The sequence below is a fragment of the Candidatus Rokuibacteriota bacterium genome (genome assembly GCA_016188005.1).
GTDB lineage: Bacteria > Methylomirabilota > Methylomirabilia > Rokubacteriales > CSP1-6 > UBA12499.
Genome location: JACPIQ010000129.1, coordinates 1 through 14,636 on the forward strand (window position 1 = coordinate 1; position 14,636 = coordinate 14,636).

Genomic DNA, 14,636 nt, shown 5'->3' on the forward strand with positions numbered 1-14,636 from the left:
GCCATCGGCACGGTGGCCATCCCGGAGATGCGGGAGCGGGGCTATGCGCCCCGCATGATCTACGGGACCATTGCCGCCGGCGGGGCGCTCGGGAACCTGATCCCCCCCGGCATCGCGACGATCATCTACGGGGCCATCGTGGAGCAGTCGGTGGCCAAGCTCTTCATCGCCTGCGTCATCCCGGGCGTCATGGTGACGGCCATCTTCCTCCTCTACATCTGGGTGGCGGTGCATCTCCGGCCGGAGCTGGTGCCCCCCGGGGCATCCCGCCCGACCCTCGCCGAGCGGTGGGGCGCTGTCGTGGACGTCTTCCCGGTCGTGGCGCTGATGGTCGCCGTCCTGGGCTCGCTGTGGTTCGGCATCGCGACGCCCACGGAGTCGGCGGCCGTGGGGGCCAGCGGCGCGGTGCTCCTCGCCTGTCTCTACCGCCGGTTCACGTGGGCCGCGCTCCGCGAGTCGCTGGTGAACACGGTCCGGATCACCTGCATGGTGCTGTTCATCATCCTCGGCGCCCAGATCCTCTCCTTCGCCTTCGTCAGGACCGGTATCAACCGCCAGGTCAGCGAGGGGGTGGTGGCCCTCGACCTCTCGCGGTGGACGCTCTTCGCCGTGATCACGATCCTCTACATCATCCTCGGGATGCTCGTGGACGGGATCTCGATGATGGTGCTCACCCTGCCGGTGCTCTACCCGGTCATCCTCAACGCCGGGTTCGACCCGATCTGGTTCGGGGTGGTGCTCGTGACGCTCATCGAGCTGGGCCAGATCACGCCCCCCGTGGGACTGGTCCTCTTCGTGATCCAGGGGATCTCCCGCGCGGCGATGACCGACGTCGCGCGCGGCGCCCTCCCGTTCATGCTCCTGTTCCTCGTGAGCATCGTCCTCATGGCCGTCTTCCCCCAGACGGCGACCTGGCTGCCGAGCCTCATGCGCTGAGCGGACACTGCATGATGTTCCGGATGCAGAACGGTCGTTCCAGGTACCGACCCACGGCCTCGTCGGGGAAGGCCCGGGGGCTGCCGCGCGCGAGCGGGCGGCGGCCCGCGGAGGCCGGGGGCGAGCGGAGCCGGGTCCCCGCCATCGACGGCGCGGTCCGGGTGCTCCGCTGCCTGGCCACCCGGGGCGAGGGGGTCGGCGTCACCGAGATCGGGCGGGCCTGCCACCTCAGCAAGTCCACCGCGCATGGCATCGTCAAGGCCCTGGAGGCCCACGGGTTCGTCGTCACCGTGGAGCCTTCCAAGCGCTACGTGCTCGGGGCGGGCCTGGTCCGGCTCGCCGAGGCGGCGCGGAGCCAGCGCACGGCCGTCCTCCTCGCGCGCCCGCCCCTCGAGGAGGTCGCGCGCCAGACGCGGCTGGGCTGCTTCCTGGCCGCGCCCTACGGCGCCACCGAGTTCCTCGTCCTCGAGAAGGCCGAGAGCTCCCGGGCCGTCAAGGTGACGGTGTCCGTGGGCGAGCGGTTCCCGCTCACGGCGGGGGCCCTCGGCAAGGCCTATCTCGCCTGGCTGCCGGACGCCGAGATCCGCGAGACCCTGAGGCGGGTGCCCCTGCCGAGGATGACCCCGCGCTCGATCCGGTCCACGCGCCAGTACCTGGCCGAGCTCGAGCGGGTCCGGCGCCAGGGTTTCGGAGCCAACTACGACGAGTACTATGCCGGGACCCACGCTCTGGCCGCACCGGTGTTCGACCCGAGCGGCCGGATCGTGCTCCTCCTGCTGACGGTGGGCTTCGCGGCCGATCTCCCGGCCGCCAGGATGACGACCGACGGTCGCCTGCTTCGGGCGGCGGCCGACCGGGTCACCGAGGCCCTCGGCGGGCATCCCCCGAAACTCCAAGAGACCGGCGGAGGCGCTGAGCCTGCGTCAGGCGAGAAGAAGGGCCCATGACCACCGAGAGCAGCCCCTGGAAGTTCCCGACCATCACCGACGAGGCGCTCGCCGAGCTTCGCGGCTTCCTCGGTCGGCCCGTGAGGCGCCCCGAGCCCTACATCGAAGTCGCCTCCCGCGACGCCATCCGCCACTGGGCGCACGGCATCGGGGACCGTAACCCTCACTGGGCCGCGCACCGGGTGGCGCCGCCCACGATCCTCTTTGCCATGGACCGGATCGTCTCCGGCTACGTGGGCGGCCTGCCGGGCATCCACGCCATGTACGGGGGGACGGACTTTCGCTGGCGGCTGCCGATCCGCGAGGGTGACCGCATCGTCGGCGAGAGCATCCTGCTCGACCTCGTGGAGAAGCAGTCGACCTTCGCGCGCCGGGCCGTCCAGCAGATCTACCGGACGACCTTCGTCAACCAGGACGGTGCGGCGGTCTGCGAGGCCGACTCGTGGTGCTTCCGCACCGAGCGCGACACGGCGCGCGAGCGGAAGAAGTACAGGCCGGCGGACCCGCACCGCTACTCGCCCGAGGAGATCGCGCCGATCCGCGAGGCCTACCGGAACGAGGCGATCCGGGGGGCCGAGCCGCGGTACTGGGAGGACGTGGCGCCGGGCGACGCGCTTCCCGAGCTGGTCAAGGGCCCGCTGACGGTGACCTCCGTGGTCGCCTTCGTCCAGGGGTGGGGGAGCCTCTACGTCCGGGCGCATGGCCTGGCCTTCGATCTCTTCGACCGCCACCCGGCGCTGGGCATCTCCAATGCCTTCGGCGTCCCCGAGCCGCCCGAGCGGGTGCACTGGGATGACGCCCTCGCCCGGGCCGTCGGGGTGCCGGCGGCCTACGACTACGGCCCCGAGCGGGTGTCCTGGCTCGGCCACCTGGTGACCAACTGGATGGGGGACGCCGGCTTGCTCCGGCGGCTCAACGTGCAGGTGCGCCGTCACAACCTGATCGGCGACACCACCTGGTGCCGCGGCACGGTGCGCGCGAAGGCCGCGGCCGAGGGCCGGGGCGAGGTGACGCTCGACCTCCGGGCGGTGAACCAGCGCGGCGAGACGATCGCGCTGGGCGAGGCCGTCGTGGTCCTGCCGCGCCGCGGGGCGGGGGCGTGACACCGGGGGCCCTCGATGGCCTCAGGGTCGTCGAGCTGGGAGAGTTCATCTCGGCGCCCTATGCGGGGCGCCTGCTGGCGGGCCTCGGCGCCGACGTGGTGAAGGTCGAGCCGCCCGAGGGCGACCGCGCGCGCCGCCACGGGCCGTTCCTCCGCGACGAGCCCCACCCGGAGCGGAGCGGCCTCTTTCTCCTGCTGAACGCCGGCAAGCGGGGTGTCGTCCTGGACCTCGACGCCGCCGCGGGGCGCGAGCGGCTCGGCCGCCTGCTCGAGCGCGCCGACTGCCTGATCGAGAGCCTGGAGGTCTGGCGCCTCGAGCGCTGGGGCCTCACTCCAGAGCAGACGCGGCGGCGCTGGCCGCGGCTCGTCCATGTCTCCATCACCACCTTCGGCCGCTCGGGTCCCTGCTCGCGCTTCCGCGGGCAGGGGCTGCAGGCCTCCGCGGCCGGGGCGGCCAGCATCACCATCGGCGCGCCAGGCAGGCCGCCACTCCCGCTGCCGGCCTCGCAGCCCGACTACCAGGGCGGCGTCAACGGCGCCATCGGGGCGCTGCTCGCGCTGTTCGCCCGCCGGCGCACGGGGCAGGGCCAGCACGTGGACGTCGCCAGCGCGGACGTCGTGGCCTTCTACGGCGGGATCACCTCGGTGATGTACACCGCCTCCGGCCTGCCCTGGGCCCGCGAAGGGCATCGCGCGGCGAAGTCCGGCGGCTACTATCCCTACACGATCCTCCCCTGCCAGGACGGCTACATCTGCATGATCACGCGCTCGGGGCACCCCTGGAAGAAGTTCGTCGAGGCCATGGGCAGCCCCGAGTGGAGCCGCGATCCGCGCTACCAGGACCGGGCGCGCGTCGGACGCGAGTACCCGGACGAGATGGATGCCCTGCTCGCCCCCTGGCTCCGCGAGCGCCGCGCCGAGGAGATCCTCGCCGTCTGCCGCCGGGCCGGGATCCCGTTCTCGGTGGTCCGTGACGCGGCCGAGGTCGCCGCCTGCCCCCAGCTCGCGAGCCGGGACTTCTTCGTCGAGATCCATCACCCGGCCGCAGGGCGGCTCCGCTACCCCGGCCCTCCGTGGAAGCTCTCGGCGACGCCCTGGCGCCTGCTGCGGCCGGCGCCGCTCCTGGGCGAGCACACCGAGGAGGTCTTCGCCGCGTGAACGGAGCCCGCCCGCTCGACGGCATCCGCGTCATCGACTTCGGCTGGGTGGCCGTGGGCCCCGTCCTGGCAAGCCTGCTCGCCGACATGGGGGCGGAGGTCATCAAGGTGGAGTCCACCAAGCGGCTCGACTACTGCCGGCTGATCCCGGCGCCGGTCCTCGAGGGCGAGCGTCAGGCCGAGGCCTTCGCCTCGCGCGCGGAGGTCATCGACTCGGTGCCGCTCTTCCACAACTACAACCGCGGCAAGAAGTCGGTGACGGTGGATCTCAGGCACCCCGCGGCGCCGCCCCTGCTCAAGCGTCTGGTGGCGACGGCCGACATCGTCATCGAGAACTTCTCGCCGCGCGTGCTCCGGGAAATCGGGCTCGACTGGGACGCCCTCGTCGCGGTGAAGCCGGACCTCGTGATGATCTCCTGCTCCGCGGCGGGGCAGACGGGCCCATGGAACGACCTCAAGACCTTCGCCCCCTCGCTGTCGAGCCTGGCGGGGCTCGAGAGCCTGGTCGGCTACGCGGGCGAGCGCGTCCTCGGCATGCTTGCCTTCGGCTACGCGGATCCCTCGAACGCGCACCACGGTGCGCTGGCGGTGCTGGCCGCGCTCTGGCATCGGGAGTGCACCGGCCAGGGGCAGTACATCGACATGTCGCAGCTGGAGGCGACCGTCGGCCTGGCCGGCGAGTCGCTGATGGACTACTTCATGAACGGCCGGGTGGCCGGCCCCGAGGGCAGCCGCCACCGCTCCATGGCGCCGCACGCCAACTACCCCTGTCGTGGCGAGGACCGATGGGTGGCGATCTCCGTCGAGGACGACGGGGCCTGGGCCCGGCTCGTCGAGGCCGTCGGTGGCCCGGCCTGGGCACGCGAGGAGCGCTTCGCGACGCTGGCGGGCCGCCAGGCTCACCTCGAGGAGCTCGACCGCCGGCTGGCCGAGTGGACGCGCGAGCGCACGGCCTGGGAGGCGACGGAGACCCTCCAGCAGGCCGGGGTGGCGGCCTTCCCCGTCTATGGGATCGAGGACGAGAAGCGCGACCCGCACTTCCAGGCTCGGGGCCTCCTCGCCCGGCCGAGCCACTCCCGGATCGGGACCATGGAGGTCTACGCCCACCCCATCAAGCTCGCGGCGACGCCCGGCGCGGTGCGGGGGACGGCCCCCGCGCTGGGGGAGCATACCGAGGAGGTTCTCGGCGACCTGCTCGGGCTCAGCCCCGACGAGGTCGGGCGGCTCCGCTCGAGCGGAGTGCTGGCGTGAGTGGCCCGCTCGCCGGCCTCTGCGTGATCGACTGCTCCAAGTATCTCCCGGGTCTCTACGCCTCCGCCCTCCTGGCCGATATGGGCGCGGAGGTCACCATGGTGGCGGGGCCGACGCCGGACCGGATCGCCCGCATGCAGCTGCCGGCGATCATGAACCGCAACAAGCGCTCCATCGTGATCGACCTCAAGCGGCAGGACGGCCGCCGTCTCCTCCTCCGGATGTTGCGTGGCGCCGACGTCTTCCTCGAGGGCTTCCGGCCGGGCGTCACGACGCGGCTCGGCCTCGACTACCCCACGCTGGCCGCCGAGCGCCCGCGCCTCGTCTACTGCTCCCTCACCGGGTACGGGCACGGCGGGCCCGCCCGCGACCGGGTGGGTCACGACGTCAACTACCTGGCGCGCGCGGGGCTCCTGGCGCTCTCAGGGCCCGCGGGTGGGCCGCCGGTGTTGCCAGTCCTGCCCATGGCAGATCTCGGCGGTGGAATGCAGGCCGTGGTGGCGATCCTCGGCGCCCTCTGGCACAGGGAGCGCACCGGCGAGGGGCAGTTCGTCGACGTCGGCCTCTTCGACGCGACCGTCTCCATGCTCACCTTCCATGCGGGCAACCTCTTCGCCGGACATCCGCCGAGCCGGAGCGAGCTCCTCCTGGGCGGGGGCTACGCCTGCTACAACGTCTACGAGACCAGGGACGGCCGGTACCTCGCCGTCGGAGCCCTCGAGGGGCAGTTCTGGCGCGCCCTCCTCGAGGTCCTCGACCTGCCGGATCGGGTCGAGGAGCAGTTCGCCCCGCCCGCCCGCCAGCGCCAGCTCATCGGTCTCCTCGCGGAGCGCTTCCTCACCCGGCCGCAGGCCGAGTGGATGGCGCTCTTCGACCGGGTCGAGGCCTGCGTCGAGCCCGTGCTCGATCTGGGGCCGGCGCTGGCCGACCCGCACGTCCAGGCCAGGGGGCTCGTGGTGGAGACGGTGACCGCGTCGGGGAAGGTGATCCGCACGCTCGGACCGCCGTGGAAGTTCGGCCGGACCCCTGCCGGGCTGCGCTGGCCCGGCGCGCCCCTGGGCGCCGACGGCCGCGTGGTGCTCGAGCGGCTCGGCCTTGCCCCCGCCGAGATCGAGGCCCTGGTCGGGCTGGGCGTGGTGCAGCTCCCGGGAGGTGGCTCATGAGCGCGACGACCAGCCTCCGGGAAGCTCTCGACCGCGCCTTCACCCCGCGGACCATCGCGGTCATCGGGGCCTCGGCCCAGCCCGAGAAGTTCGGCTACAAGCTCATCGAGCATCTCGTCACGGGCGGCTTCCCGGGGCGGATCTACCCCGTGAACCCCCGGTCCGGGCCGATCCTCGGTCTCCCGACCTACTCAGCGCTGGCGCGGGTGCCCGGGCCCGTGGACATGGCGGCGCTCCTGATCCCCGCCGAGGCGACGCCGGCCGCGGTCAGCGAGTGCGCCGCCAAGGGCGTGGGCGTGGCCGTGATCATCACCTCTGGCTTCGCCGAGTCCTCGCCCGCGGGCGCCCGGGCGCAGGCCGGGATGAGCGCGGTGGCAAGGGCGGCGGGCATGCGCATCGTCGGGCCGAACTGCGAGGGGCTCGTGAACCTCCAGGGCGGGGTCGTGCTGTCCTTCAGCCAGATGTTTGTCGGCCAGCGGCCGGGTCCCATCTCGCTGGTGTCGCAGTCGGGGGCCTATTGCGGAATCGTCTCCTCGCGCCTGTCGCGGGCCGGCGTCGGGACGGCGAAGATCGTCTCCTCGGGCAACGAGGGGGACCTGGTCGCGGTCGACTATCTCGAGTATTTCGGGGACGATGAGGACACCCGGGTGATCCTGCTCCACGTCGAGGGGATCCGAGAGCCTCGGCGCTTCGCCCGGGTGGTCGACGAGGTCGCGGCGCGGAAGCCGGTGGTGGTGAACAAGACGGGACGCACCGAGACGGGACGGCGCCAGGCGCTCTCGCACACGGGGGCCGTGGGCGGCAGCGACCGCGCCCTCGCCGCGCTCCTCCGGCAGCGGGGCGTGGTCCGCACGCGCCACATGGACGACTTCGTCGACGCGGGCCTGGCGCTGGCGAGCGCCGGTCCGCTCGGGGGCAACCGCGTGGCCATCCTGACGGTCGCCGGCGGCCTGGCCGTGGAGCTGGCCGATCTGCTCGGAGAGGCCGGCTTCGCGATCCCGCCCCTGACCGCCGGGACACGGCGAGTGCTGGGGCAACACATCCCCGACTACGGGACGACCGCCAATCCCGTCGACTTCACGGGTACGATGATCACCCGGCCCGCCGCCGTGGGGGAGTGCCTGGCTGCCGTGCTCGACGACCCCACCATCGACGCCGTGGCCGTCGTGCTGACGGCGGTGGGCGACCCCGAGTTCGCCCGCCAGGTCCACGCGCGGATGAGCGCGAGCCCCAAGCCCGTCATCATCTGCTGGACGGCCGGGCAGGCCCTGGCGGGTGCAGCCCTCGAGTACTTCACACAGCACCGGATCCCGGTCTTCGAGTCCACCCCCCGGCTCGTGAGCGCGCTCTGCGCGCTGCGCGCCTACTGGGGCTTCCGGCTCGGGCCCGAGTTTCGCGTCGAGGGCGAGCGCTGAGCGACTCCCGGCTCTTCTCGCCGATCCGCCTCGGCCCGATCGAGCTGGCCAACCGGCTCGTGCATGCCGCGACGCTGACGAACTACGCCGAGCGGAACCTCCCCACCGAGCGCCACGCGCAGTACTACGGGGCGCGCGCGCGGGGCGGCGTCGGGCTCATCGTGAGCGAGGCGATCTGCGTCCACCGCACTGCGGTCCCCACCGCCGTGGCGATCCGCGGGGATGACCCCGCGTCGCTGCCCGGCCTCCGGAGGATCGCCGAGGCAGTCCATGCCCACGGCGTGCCGATCCTGGCCCAGCTCTGGCACATGGGCCGCCAGCAGCTCTGGACACCGATCTCGGCCCCGTGGGCGCCCTCGCCGGTCCCTGACCCGATGTCCGCCACCGTCCCCCACGAGATGAGCCGGGAGGAGATCGACGAGGTCATCGCCCACTACGGGGCCACCGCGCGACTCGCCCGCGAGGCGGGCTTCGATGGGGTGGAGATCCACGGCGCCCATGGCTACCTCGTGACGCAGTTCCTCTCCCCCTGGTCCAACCGACGGCACGACGAGTACGGCGGCTCGCTCGACAACCGCCTGCGCTTCCTCGAGCGCGTGGTGGAAGCAGTGCGGGGCGCGATCGGCCGGGAGAGCGTGGCCGGCCTCAAGATGAACGGCGACGAGCTCGTCGAGGGCGGGATCGATATCGCCGAGGCCCAGCGGATCGCCGCGCGGCTGGCCGGGACGCGGGCGCTGGACTACCTCGCCGTGAGCCAGGGCAACTTCTCGAAGAGCCTGGACGCCCACTGCCCCGACATGCACTTCCCCCGGCTGGCCTTCCGCACCCTGGCGCGGGGTGTCCGCGAAGCGGCCGGAGGGCTGCCGGTCTGCGCCATGGCCCGGATCGCCACGCCCGAGGACGCCGAGGAGGTGCTCCGGGCGGGAGACGCCGATCTCGTCGGCATGAGCCGCGCGCTGATCGCCGACCCCGAGCTGCCGCGCAAGGCCCGGGAGGGCCGGGCCGCCGCGATCCGGCCCTGCATCGCTTGCAACGTCTGCTGGGGCGCGGTTGCAGCGGGCAAGCCCATGCTCTGCATCTACAATCCGTCGGTGGGCGCCGAGGCGACGATTGACGCCGACCGGCCGCCGCAGGCTGCCGCGATGCGGCGCATCGTCGTGGTGGGCGGGGGCCTGGCGGGGCTGGAGGCGAGCCGCGTCGCGGCCCTCCGCGGCCACCGCGTGATGCTCCTCGAGCGTGGTCCCGCGCTCGGCGGCCAGGCGCTCCTCGCCGCGCGGCTGCCCGGGCGCGCCGAGTTCGGTGAGATGACGCGCTGGCTCGTGCGCCAGGTCGAAGGCCTCCCCATCGAGGTCCGGCTCGGCGCCGAGACGACGGTCAAGACGGTTCGCACCCTGGCCCCGGACGCCGTCGTCCTGGCCACCGGGGCGCGCCCGCCCGCGCTCGACCAGGGCCCGGGCCCTGTCCACGTGCTCTCCTCCTGGCAGGCTGTGGAGCAGGACGGCAAGGTGGGCGCGCGCGTCGTCGTCGTCGACCGGATCGGCGAGCACGAAGGGCCAGGCGTGGCCGAGCTCGTGGCGGCGCAGGCCGAGCGCGTCTGGCTGGTGACGCCGCTCGACGTGGTCGGGCCCTATGTCAACTACGTGAGCCGCATCGGCGTCATGAGGCGGCTCCTGGAGCGGGGCGTCGCCATCCTCACGGGGAGCGAGCTGGTCCGGCAGGGCGGCCGGGAGGTCCTGGTCCGCAACCTCTACTCCGGGCAGACCCGGCGGCTCCGACGGGTGGATGCCCTCGTGGTGGCGGGCCCGAATCAGGCCGAGACCGCGCTGCTCGCCGGACTCCGGGCTGCCGTGCCCGAGCTGCACGTGATCGGCGACTGCTACGCGCCCCGCTCGGCGACCTCGGCCGTCCACGAGGGCCACCGCGTGGGGCGCCTCCTCTGAGCGGGATGGCGACCGGGTTGCACCCGCCGGGAGGGCAGACTAGTATGGTGGGCGCCTCGCGTGGCGCGACTCACCGTTCACTACGCTGAACGTCCGTACAGGGAGGGAGGCACAATGCCGACGATCACGATTCTCGATCCCACGGCCCAGCCGCGCCCCGGGCGCGAGCGCGTTCCGGGCCCCGTGCCCAGCCTCGAGGGCAAGGTGGTCGCCATCCTCAACAACCGGTGGAAGAGCATGGACATGGTGGCCGAGCGCTTCGCGGAGGGGCTGCGCCGCGAGCATGGCGTGGCCGAGGTGCTCCAGCGGGTGATCCCGATCTCGGCGCCCGCCCCGTCCGAGCTGCTCGACGAGGTCGCGGCCCGCGCGGACGTGGCCATCGTCGGGCTGGCCAACTGAGGGGCTTGCACGGCGTGGAGTGTCCACGACCAAACCGAGCTCCTGAGACGAGGCATCCCGACGGCAGTCCTGGTGACCGAGCGGTTCGTCGGCCTGGCGCAGGCCACTCACGAGCGGGCGAGGATGCCCGGCGCCCCGATGGTGGTGCTGCCGCCATCTGAGGAGACGGAGTACTCGGAGCCCGCGCGCGTGGCCGCCATCGTCGACGAGGCCCTGGTCCGCTTCGCCGGGACCATGGTCGTCCCGATGCCGCCCCCGGAGAAGCTGAGGGCGAAGGCCTGACATGCCCACGACGCTGACGTCCGCGCGCCACGAGGTCCCGGACGACCTCGGGGCCCTGCAGGGCTACCTCGAGAGCCGCGGCTGGGGCGACGGGCTCCCCGTGGTGCCGCCCACCCCCGAGCGCGTCGAGGCCATGGTCGCCGCCTCCGGGCGCGCCCCCGACGAGGTGATCGCGGAGGTGGATCCCCGGCGCGGGGTCGCCACGGTGGAGAAGATCGCCATCAACGCGGTGATGGCCGGGTGCAGGCCCGACTACCTGCCCGTCCTCATCGCGGCCGTGGAGGCCGTCGCCGACCCCGCCTTCAACCTGCACGGCATCCAGGCCACCACCAACCCCGTGGCGCCGCTCCTCATCGTCAACGGGCCCGTCCGGCGCGCGCTCGACGTCAATTGCGGGCGCAACGCCCTCGGCCCCGGGCGCCGCGCCAATGCCACGATCGGCCGGGCTCTCCGCCTCATCCTCCTGCACATCGGCGGCGGGCTGCCGGACCGAGTCGACAAGGCCACCATCGGCATGCCGGGGAAATATACCTTCTGCCTCGGGGAGAACGAGGAGGAGAGCCCGTGGGAGCCGCTGCACGTGGAGCGCGGCTTCCGGCCCGAGGACAGCACGGTCACGGCCGTCGGCGCGCAAGGGACGCACAACGTCCTCGCCCTCTCGGCCGGCGCCCGCGAGATGCTGCTGCTCACCGCCGACGCGATGGCCACCATGGGCAACAACAACGTGCTCTACGGGCGCGGGAACCCGACGGTCTTCTTCTCGCCTGGCCACGCCCGCCTCTTCGTCCAGCAGGGCTACCCGACCAAGCGGGCGGTCAAGGAGGCCCTCTTCGAGCTGTCCCGGATCCCGAAGACCCGCTTCCCGGAGCGGGAGGTGTTCCCGCTGGTGCCCCTGGCCGAGCGGTCGCTGGACGGCGACTTCGTCTGCGCCGCCCGGAGCGCCGGGGACATCCTGGTGGTCGTGGCCGGCGGGCCCGAGCCCTACCACGTCTGCTACTGCGCGAACTTTGCCGACACGACCGCGGTGACGAAGCCTGTCGTGTTCCCACCCTCACGTCCCTGACCGGCACCGGCCGGAGAGGAGGCCACTCATGCGCAGACGATGGACGATGGCGACCCTCAGCCTCGGGCTCGTGGCCGGGCTCGTCCTGGCGGCCCTCGCCCCGGCGGCCCAGGCCCAGGCCCAGGCGATCCAGTGGAAGTTCCAGACGCTGCTCAACCCGGGCCACATGGGTCCCGACGCCGACATGTGGTTCTCCCGGGAGGTCGAGAAGCGGACCGGCGGGAGGATGAAGGTGACCGTGTACACCGGGGCCGCCCTGGGCTTCGGTGGTGCCAGGATCATGCAGGTGGTCAAGGACGGCCTCCTCGAGGCCGCCGAGATGTGGGGGGCCCACACCGCGGGCGAGCTCCGCATCAACGAGGTGATCGAGCTGCCCGGCCTGATCCCCTACGACCTGGCGCTCCGCAAGAAGATCGTCGAGGCGCTGATGCCCTACTGGGAGCGGGAGCAGGGGCAGCGCAACATCGTTCCCCTGGCGGTGGCCCAGGTGGAGCCCCGCAACATCTACACGCGGAAGCGCATCGGCTCCCTGGAGGACCTGAAGGGCATGAAGATCCGGGCCCAGGGCGTGGTGGAGACCGACTTCACGCGGGCCATCGGCGCCTCCCCCGTGACACTGTCCTGGGAGGAGGTCTATCCGGCGCTTCAGCAGGGTGTCATCGACGGCTACTGGGTGACGCACTCGGCCACGTTCAACGCCAAGCTCCACGAGGTGGCCAAGTATGCCTGGGACGTCGGCCTGGGTGGGGCGGCCTGGTACATCATCGCCAACAAACGGACGGTGGATGGTCTCCCGGCCGATGTCCAGAAGGTCGTCCGGCAGACGGGCCGCGAGGCCGCCGACCGCGTCTGGGAGCGCGTGGACGTCGACATCAAGGCCTTCAGGAAGAAGCTCGAGCAGGCGGGGATGGAGTTCACCCAGGCCTCGCCCGCGGACATGAAGATCATGCTGGACAAGGCCCGCGGGGTCTGGAACCAGTGGCAGGACAAGGGCGGTCCCGTGGCCAAGGAGATGGTGGCCAAGATCCAGGCGATCGCGAAGTAGCCGCGGGCCTCCCGGGACGCCGTCGCCCATGCATCGGCTCGCCGCGCGGATCGAGTGGCTGTCGGATGCCGCTGCGGCCGTGGCAGGGGCGGCCACGCTCGGGCTCACCGTCATGGTGGCCTCGGGCGTGGTCGCCCGCCGCGTCTTCAACGCCCCCTTCCTCTTCGTGGAGGAGCTCTCGGGCTATGTCGTCCTCGCCATCGTCTTCCTCGGCCTGGCCCACACGATGAGGATCGGTGGGCACGTGCGGGTCGAGGTCGTGATCGACCGTGTCGGTGGCGCGCTCCGGCCCCTGCTCCAGGGCGCCTCCCTCCTCCTCGCCGGCGCCTGGGCGATCCTGTTCCTCCTGGCCGCGCTCTACCAGGTCAGCGAGTACTACACCCAGCGCATCCTGTCCTTCGCCTACCTGCAAACCCCGCTCTGGATTCCGGGGAGCTTCATGGTGGTCGGCGGCGCCCTCCTCACGCTCCAGTGCCTGGCCCTGCTCCTGCGTCTGAGGGGACGCTAGCGGCCGATGCCACCACTGACGGGCCTCATCGTCGGCATCGCGGTCATGCTGCTCCTGCTGGCGGCGGGCGTCTGGATCGCCTTCGCCGTCGGTCTCGGCGCCTTCGTCACGCTCTGGCCCGTGCTGGGAGTCAAGACCCTGTCGCTCATCGGCCTCCAGGCCTGGGACACCACGACCTCCTTCGTCCTGGTCGCGATCCCGCTGTTCGTCTTCATGGGGGAGATCATCTCGGGCGCCCAGCTCGTCGACCGCCTGTACTCCGGCGTCTCCCGCCTCATCAGCGGGCTGCCGGGCGGGCTCGTCCAGACCAACCTCTTCGCCTGCTCGATCTTCGCCGCCTGCTCGGGGTCCAGCGTGGCCTCGGCGGCCACCATGGGGCGGGTCGCCTACCACGAGCAGGTCGGGCGCCGGGGCTACCAGGCGCGGATCGTCCTGGGGTCGGTCGCTGCGGGCGGCACGCTCGGCATCCTGATCCCGCCGAGCATCTTCTTCATCGTCTTCGCCGCCATCGCCGACGAGTCGGTCGGGCGTCTCTTCCTCGCCGGCTTCGTCCCGGGGATCGTGATGAGCGCGCTGTTCATGGTCTACGTCGCCATCCGGGCGGTCATCGACCCGGCGCTCGTCCCCCGGAGCGCCGCGGAGCAGCAGCAGGCGCCGGGGCTGGGGGCCCGGCTGCGAGGGCTCGTGGAGATCTGGCCCTTCTTCCTGCTGATGGTGGCCGTCCTCGGGAGCCTCTACGGAGGCGTCGCCACCCCGACGGAGGCCGCCGGCGTCGGCGCGGCGGCCGCCCTCCTCATCGCCATCGGGTACCGGTCCCTGACCTGGACGGCGCTCAAGGCGGCCTGCCTCGGGACGGTGCGGACCTCGGCCATGCTCTTCTTCATCATCATCTCCGCCAAGGCCATGGCCATCGCGCTCGCCTATTACGGCGTCCCGGTGATGATGAAGGGCTTCGCCGCAGGGCTCGCCTCGCCCTACCTGCTCCTGCTCATCATCGCGGTCGTCTACCTGCTCCTCGGCACCGTGTTCGAGGATTTCTCGCTCATGATCATCATGCTCCCCTTCGTCCTGCCCATGATCCGCGCCTCCGGCTTCGACCAGGTGTGGTTCGGCGTGTTCATGACGGTGCTGCTCCAGGCGGGGCTCCTGAGCCCGCCCGTGGGCCTCAATCTCTTCGTCATCCAGGGCGTCACCGGGGCGGCGCTGTCCGAGGTCATCTGGGGGAGCCTGCCGTTCCTCCTCGTCATGCGGGGCGTGGCCATCGTCCTCGTCATGTTCCCGCCGCTGGCGCTCTGGCTGCCGGCGCACTGGATCGGCTGAGGGCGCGGGGGGTGAGCGACAAGGTGGCGCTCGAGAGCGGGCCGGCGGGCCTGGTCACGGTGGTCGGCCCGGAAGAGCCCGAGGCTCGGGGCGCCGCCGCGGTGGCGC

At 72.3% G+C, this 14,636-nt stretch carries 13 protein-coding genes and 1 pseudogene; all 14 read left to right on the forward strand.

The genetic code is table 11. The features are described 5' to 3' along the window. A partial coding sequence (locus HYV93_25055) for a TRAP transporter large permease (protein ID MBI2529242.1) occupies nucleotides 1–936 on the forward strand: 936 nt, incomplete at its 5' end. 23 nt (nucleotides 937–959) lie between these two features. After that, on the forward strand, nucleotides 960–1,883 hold the full coding sequence (locus HYV93_25060) for an IclR family transcriptional regulator (GenBank protein ID MBI2529243.1): 924 nt from the start codon (nucleotides 960–962) through the stop codon (nucleotides 1,881–1,883). Further along, on the forward strand, nucleotides 1,880–2,986 hold the full coding sequence (locus HYV93_25065) for a MaoC family dehydratase N-terminal domain-containing protein (GenBank protein MBI2529244.1): 1,107 nt from the start codon (nucleotides 1,880–1,882) through the stop codon (nucleotides 2,984–2,986). The genes HYV93_25060 and HYV93_25065 overlap by 4 nt, the downstream gene beginning before the upstream one ends. Next, complete coding sequence (locus HYV93_25070) at nucleotides 2,983–4,143, forward strand: CoA transferase (protein MBI2529245.1); 1,161 nt, start codon at nucleotides 2,983–2,985, stop codon at nucleotides 4,141–4,143. Before HYV93_25065 ends, HYV93_25070 begins: the two co-directional genes overlap by 4 nt. Beyond that, complete coding sequence (locus HYV93_25075; protein MBI2529246.1) at nucleotides 4,140–5,393, forward strand: CoA transferase; 1,254 nt, start codon at nucleotides 4,140–4,142, stop codon at nucleotides 5,391–5,393. Before HYV93_25070 ends, HYV93_25075 begins: the two co-directional genes overlap by 4 nt. Continuing rightward, nucleotides 5,390–6,556: a CoA transferase gene (locus HYV93_25080; protein ID MBI2529247.1), complete on the forward strand. Its 1,167-nt coding sequence runs from the start codon at nucleotides 5,390–5,392 to the stop codon at nucleotides 6,554–6,556. The genes HYV93_25075 and HYV93_25080 overlap by 4 nt, the downstream gene beginning before the upstream one ends. Next, nucleotides 6,553–6,978, forward strand: a pseudogene (locus HYV93_25085) (CoA-binding protein). The gene HYV93_25080 and the pseudogene HYV93_25085 overlap by 4 nt, the downstream one beginning before the upstream one ends. Nucleotides 6,979–7,673: 695 nt before the next feature. Continuing rightward, the gene (locus HYV93_25090; protein MBI2529248.1) at nucleotides 7,674–9,911 is read left to right on the forward strand and encodes an FAD-dependent oxidoreductase; all 2,238 of its coding nucleotides are present in this window, start codon (nucleotides 7,674–7,676) and stop codon (nucleotides 9,909–9,911) included. Between the two features lie 114 nt (nucleotides 9,912–10,025). Further along, nucleotides 10,026–10,310 (forward strand): hypothetical protein, encoded by a 285-nt coding sequence (locus HYV93_25095; protein ID MBI2529249.1) that lies wholly within the window; start codon nucleotides 10,026–10,028, stop codon nucleotides 10,308–10,310. 72 nt (nucleotides 10,311–10,382) lie between these two features. Beyond that, nucleotides 10,383–10,592 (forward strand): hypothetical protein, encoded by a 210-nt coding sequence (locus tag HYV93_25100; GenBank protein ID MBI2529250.1) that lies wholly within the window; start codon nucleotides 10,383–10,385, stop codon nucleotides 10,590–10,592. A 1-nt stretch (nucleotide 10,593) separates the two neighbouring features. After that, nucleotides 10,594–11,655, forward strand: coding sequence for a hypothetical protein (locus HYV93_25105; protein ID MBI2529251.1), 1,062 nt, complete (start codon nucleotides 10,594–10,596; stop codon nucleotides 11,653–11,655). Nucleotides 11,656–11,683: 28 nt separating this feature from the next. Continuing rightward, nucleotides 11,684–12,700, forward strand: coding sequence for a TRAP transporter substrate-binding protein DctP (gene dctP / locus HYV93_25110; protein ID MBI2529252.1), 1,017 nt, complete (start codon nucleotides 11,684–11,686; stop codon nucleotides 12,698–12,700). Nucleotides 12,701–12,728: 28 nt separating this feature from the next. Then, nucleotides 12,729–13,208, forward strand: a complete 480-nt coding sequence (locus HYV93_25115; protein ID MBI2529253.1) for a TRAP transporter small permease — start codon at nucleotides 12,729–12,731, stop codon at nucleotides 13,206–13,208. 6 nt (nucleotides 13,209–13,214) lie between these two features. Continuing rightward, complete coding sequence (locus HYV93_25120; GenBank protein ID MBI2529254.1) at nucleotides 13,215–14,528, forward strand: TRAP transporter large permease subunit; 1,314 nt, start codon at nucleotides 13,215–13,217, stop codon at nucleotides 14,526–14,528. Nucleotides 14,529–14,636: the final 108 nt, after the last annotated feature.

Coding starts and splice junctions, on each gene's coding strand:
- HYV93_25060 (MBI2529243.1), top strand. CDS start 960: ATGCAGAACGGTCGTTCCAGGTACCGACCCACGGCCTCGTCGGGGAAG.
- HYV93_25065 (MBI2529244.1), top strand. CDS start 1,880: ATGACCACCGAGAGCAGCCCCTGGAAGTTCCCGACCATCACCGACGAG.
- HYV93_25095 (MBI2529249.1), top strand. CDS start 10,026: ATGCCGACGATCACGATTCTCGATCCCACGGCCCAGCCGCGCCCCGGG.
- HYV93_25105 (MBI2529251.1), top strand. CDS start 10,594: ATGCCCACGACGCTGACGTCCGCGCGCCACGAGGTCCCGGACGACCTC.
- dctP (MBI2529252.1), top strand. CDS start 11,684: ATGCGCAGACGATGGACGATGGCGACCCTCAGCCTCGGGCTCGTGGCC.
- HYV93_25115 (MBI2529253.1), top strand. CDS start 12,729: ATGCATCGGCTCGCCGCGCGGATCGAGTGGCTGTCGGATGCCGCTGCG.
- HYV93_25120 (MBI2529254.1), top strand. CDS start 13,215: ATGCCACCACTGACGGGCCTCATCGTCGGCATCGCGGTCATGCTGCTC.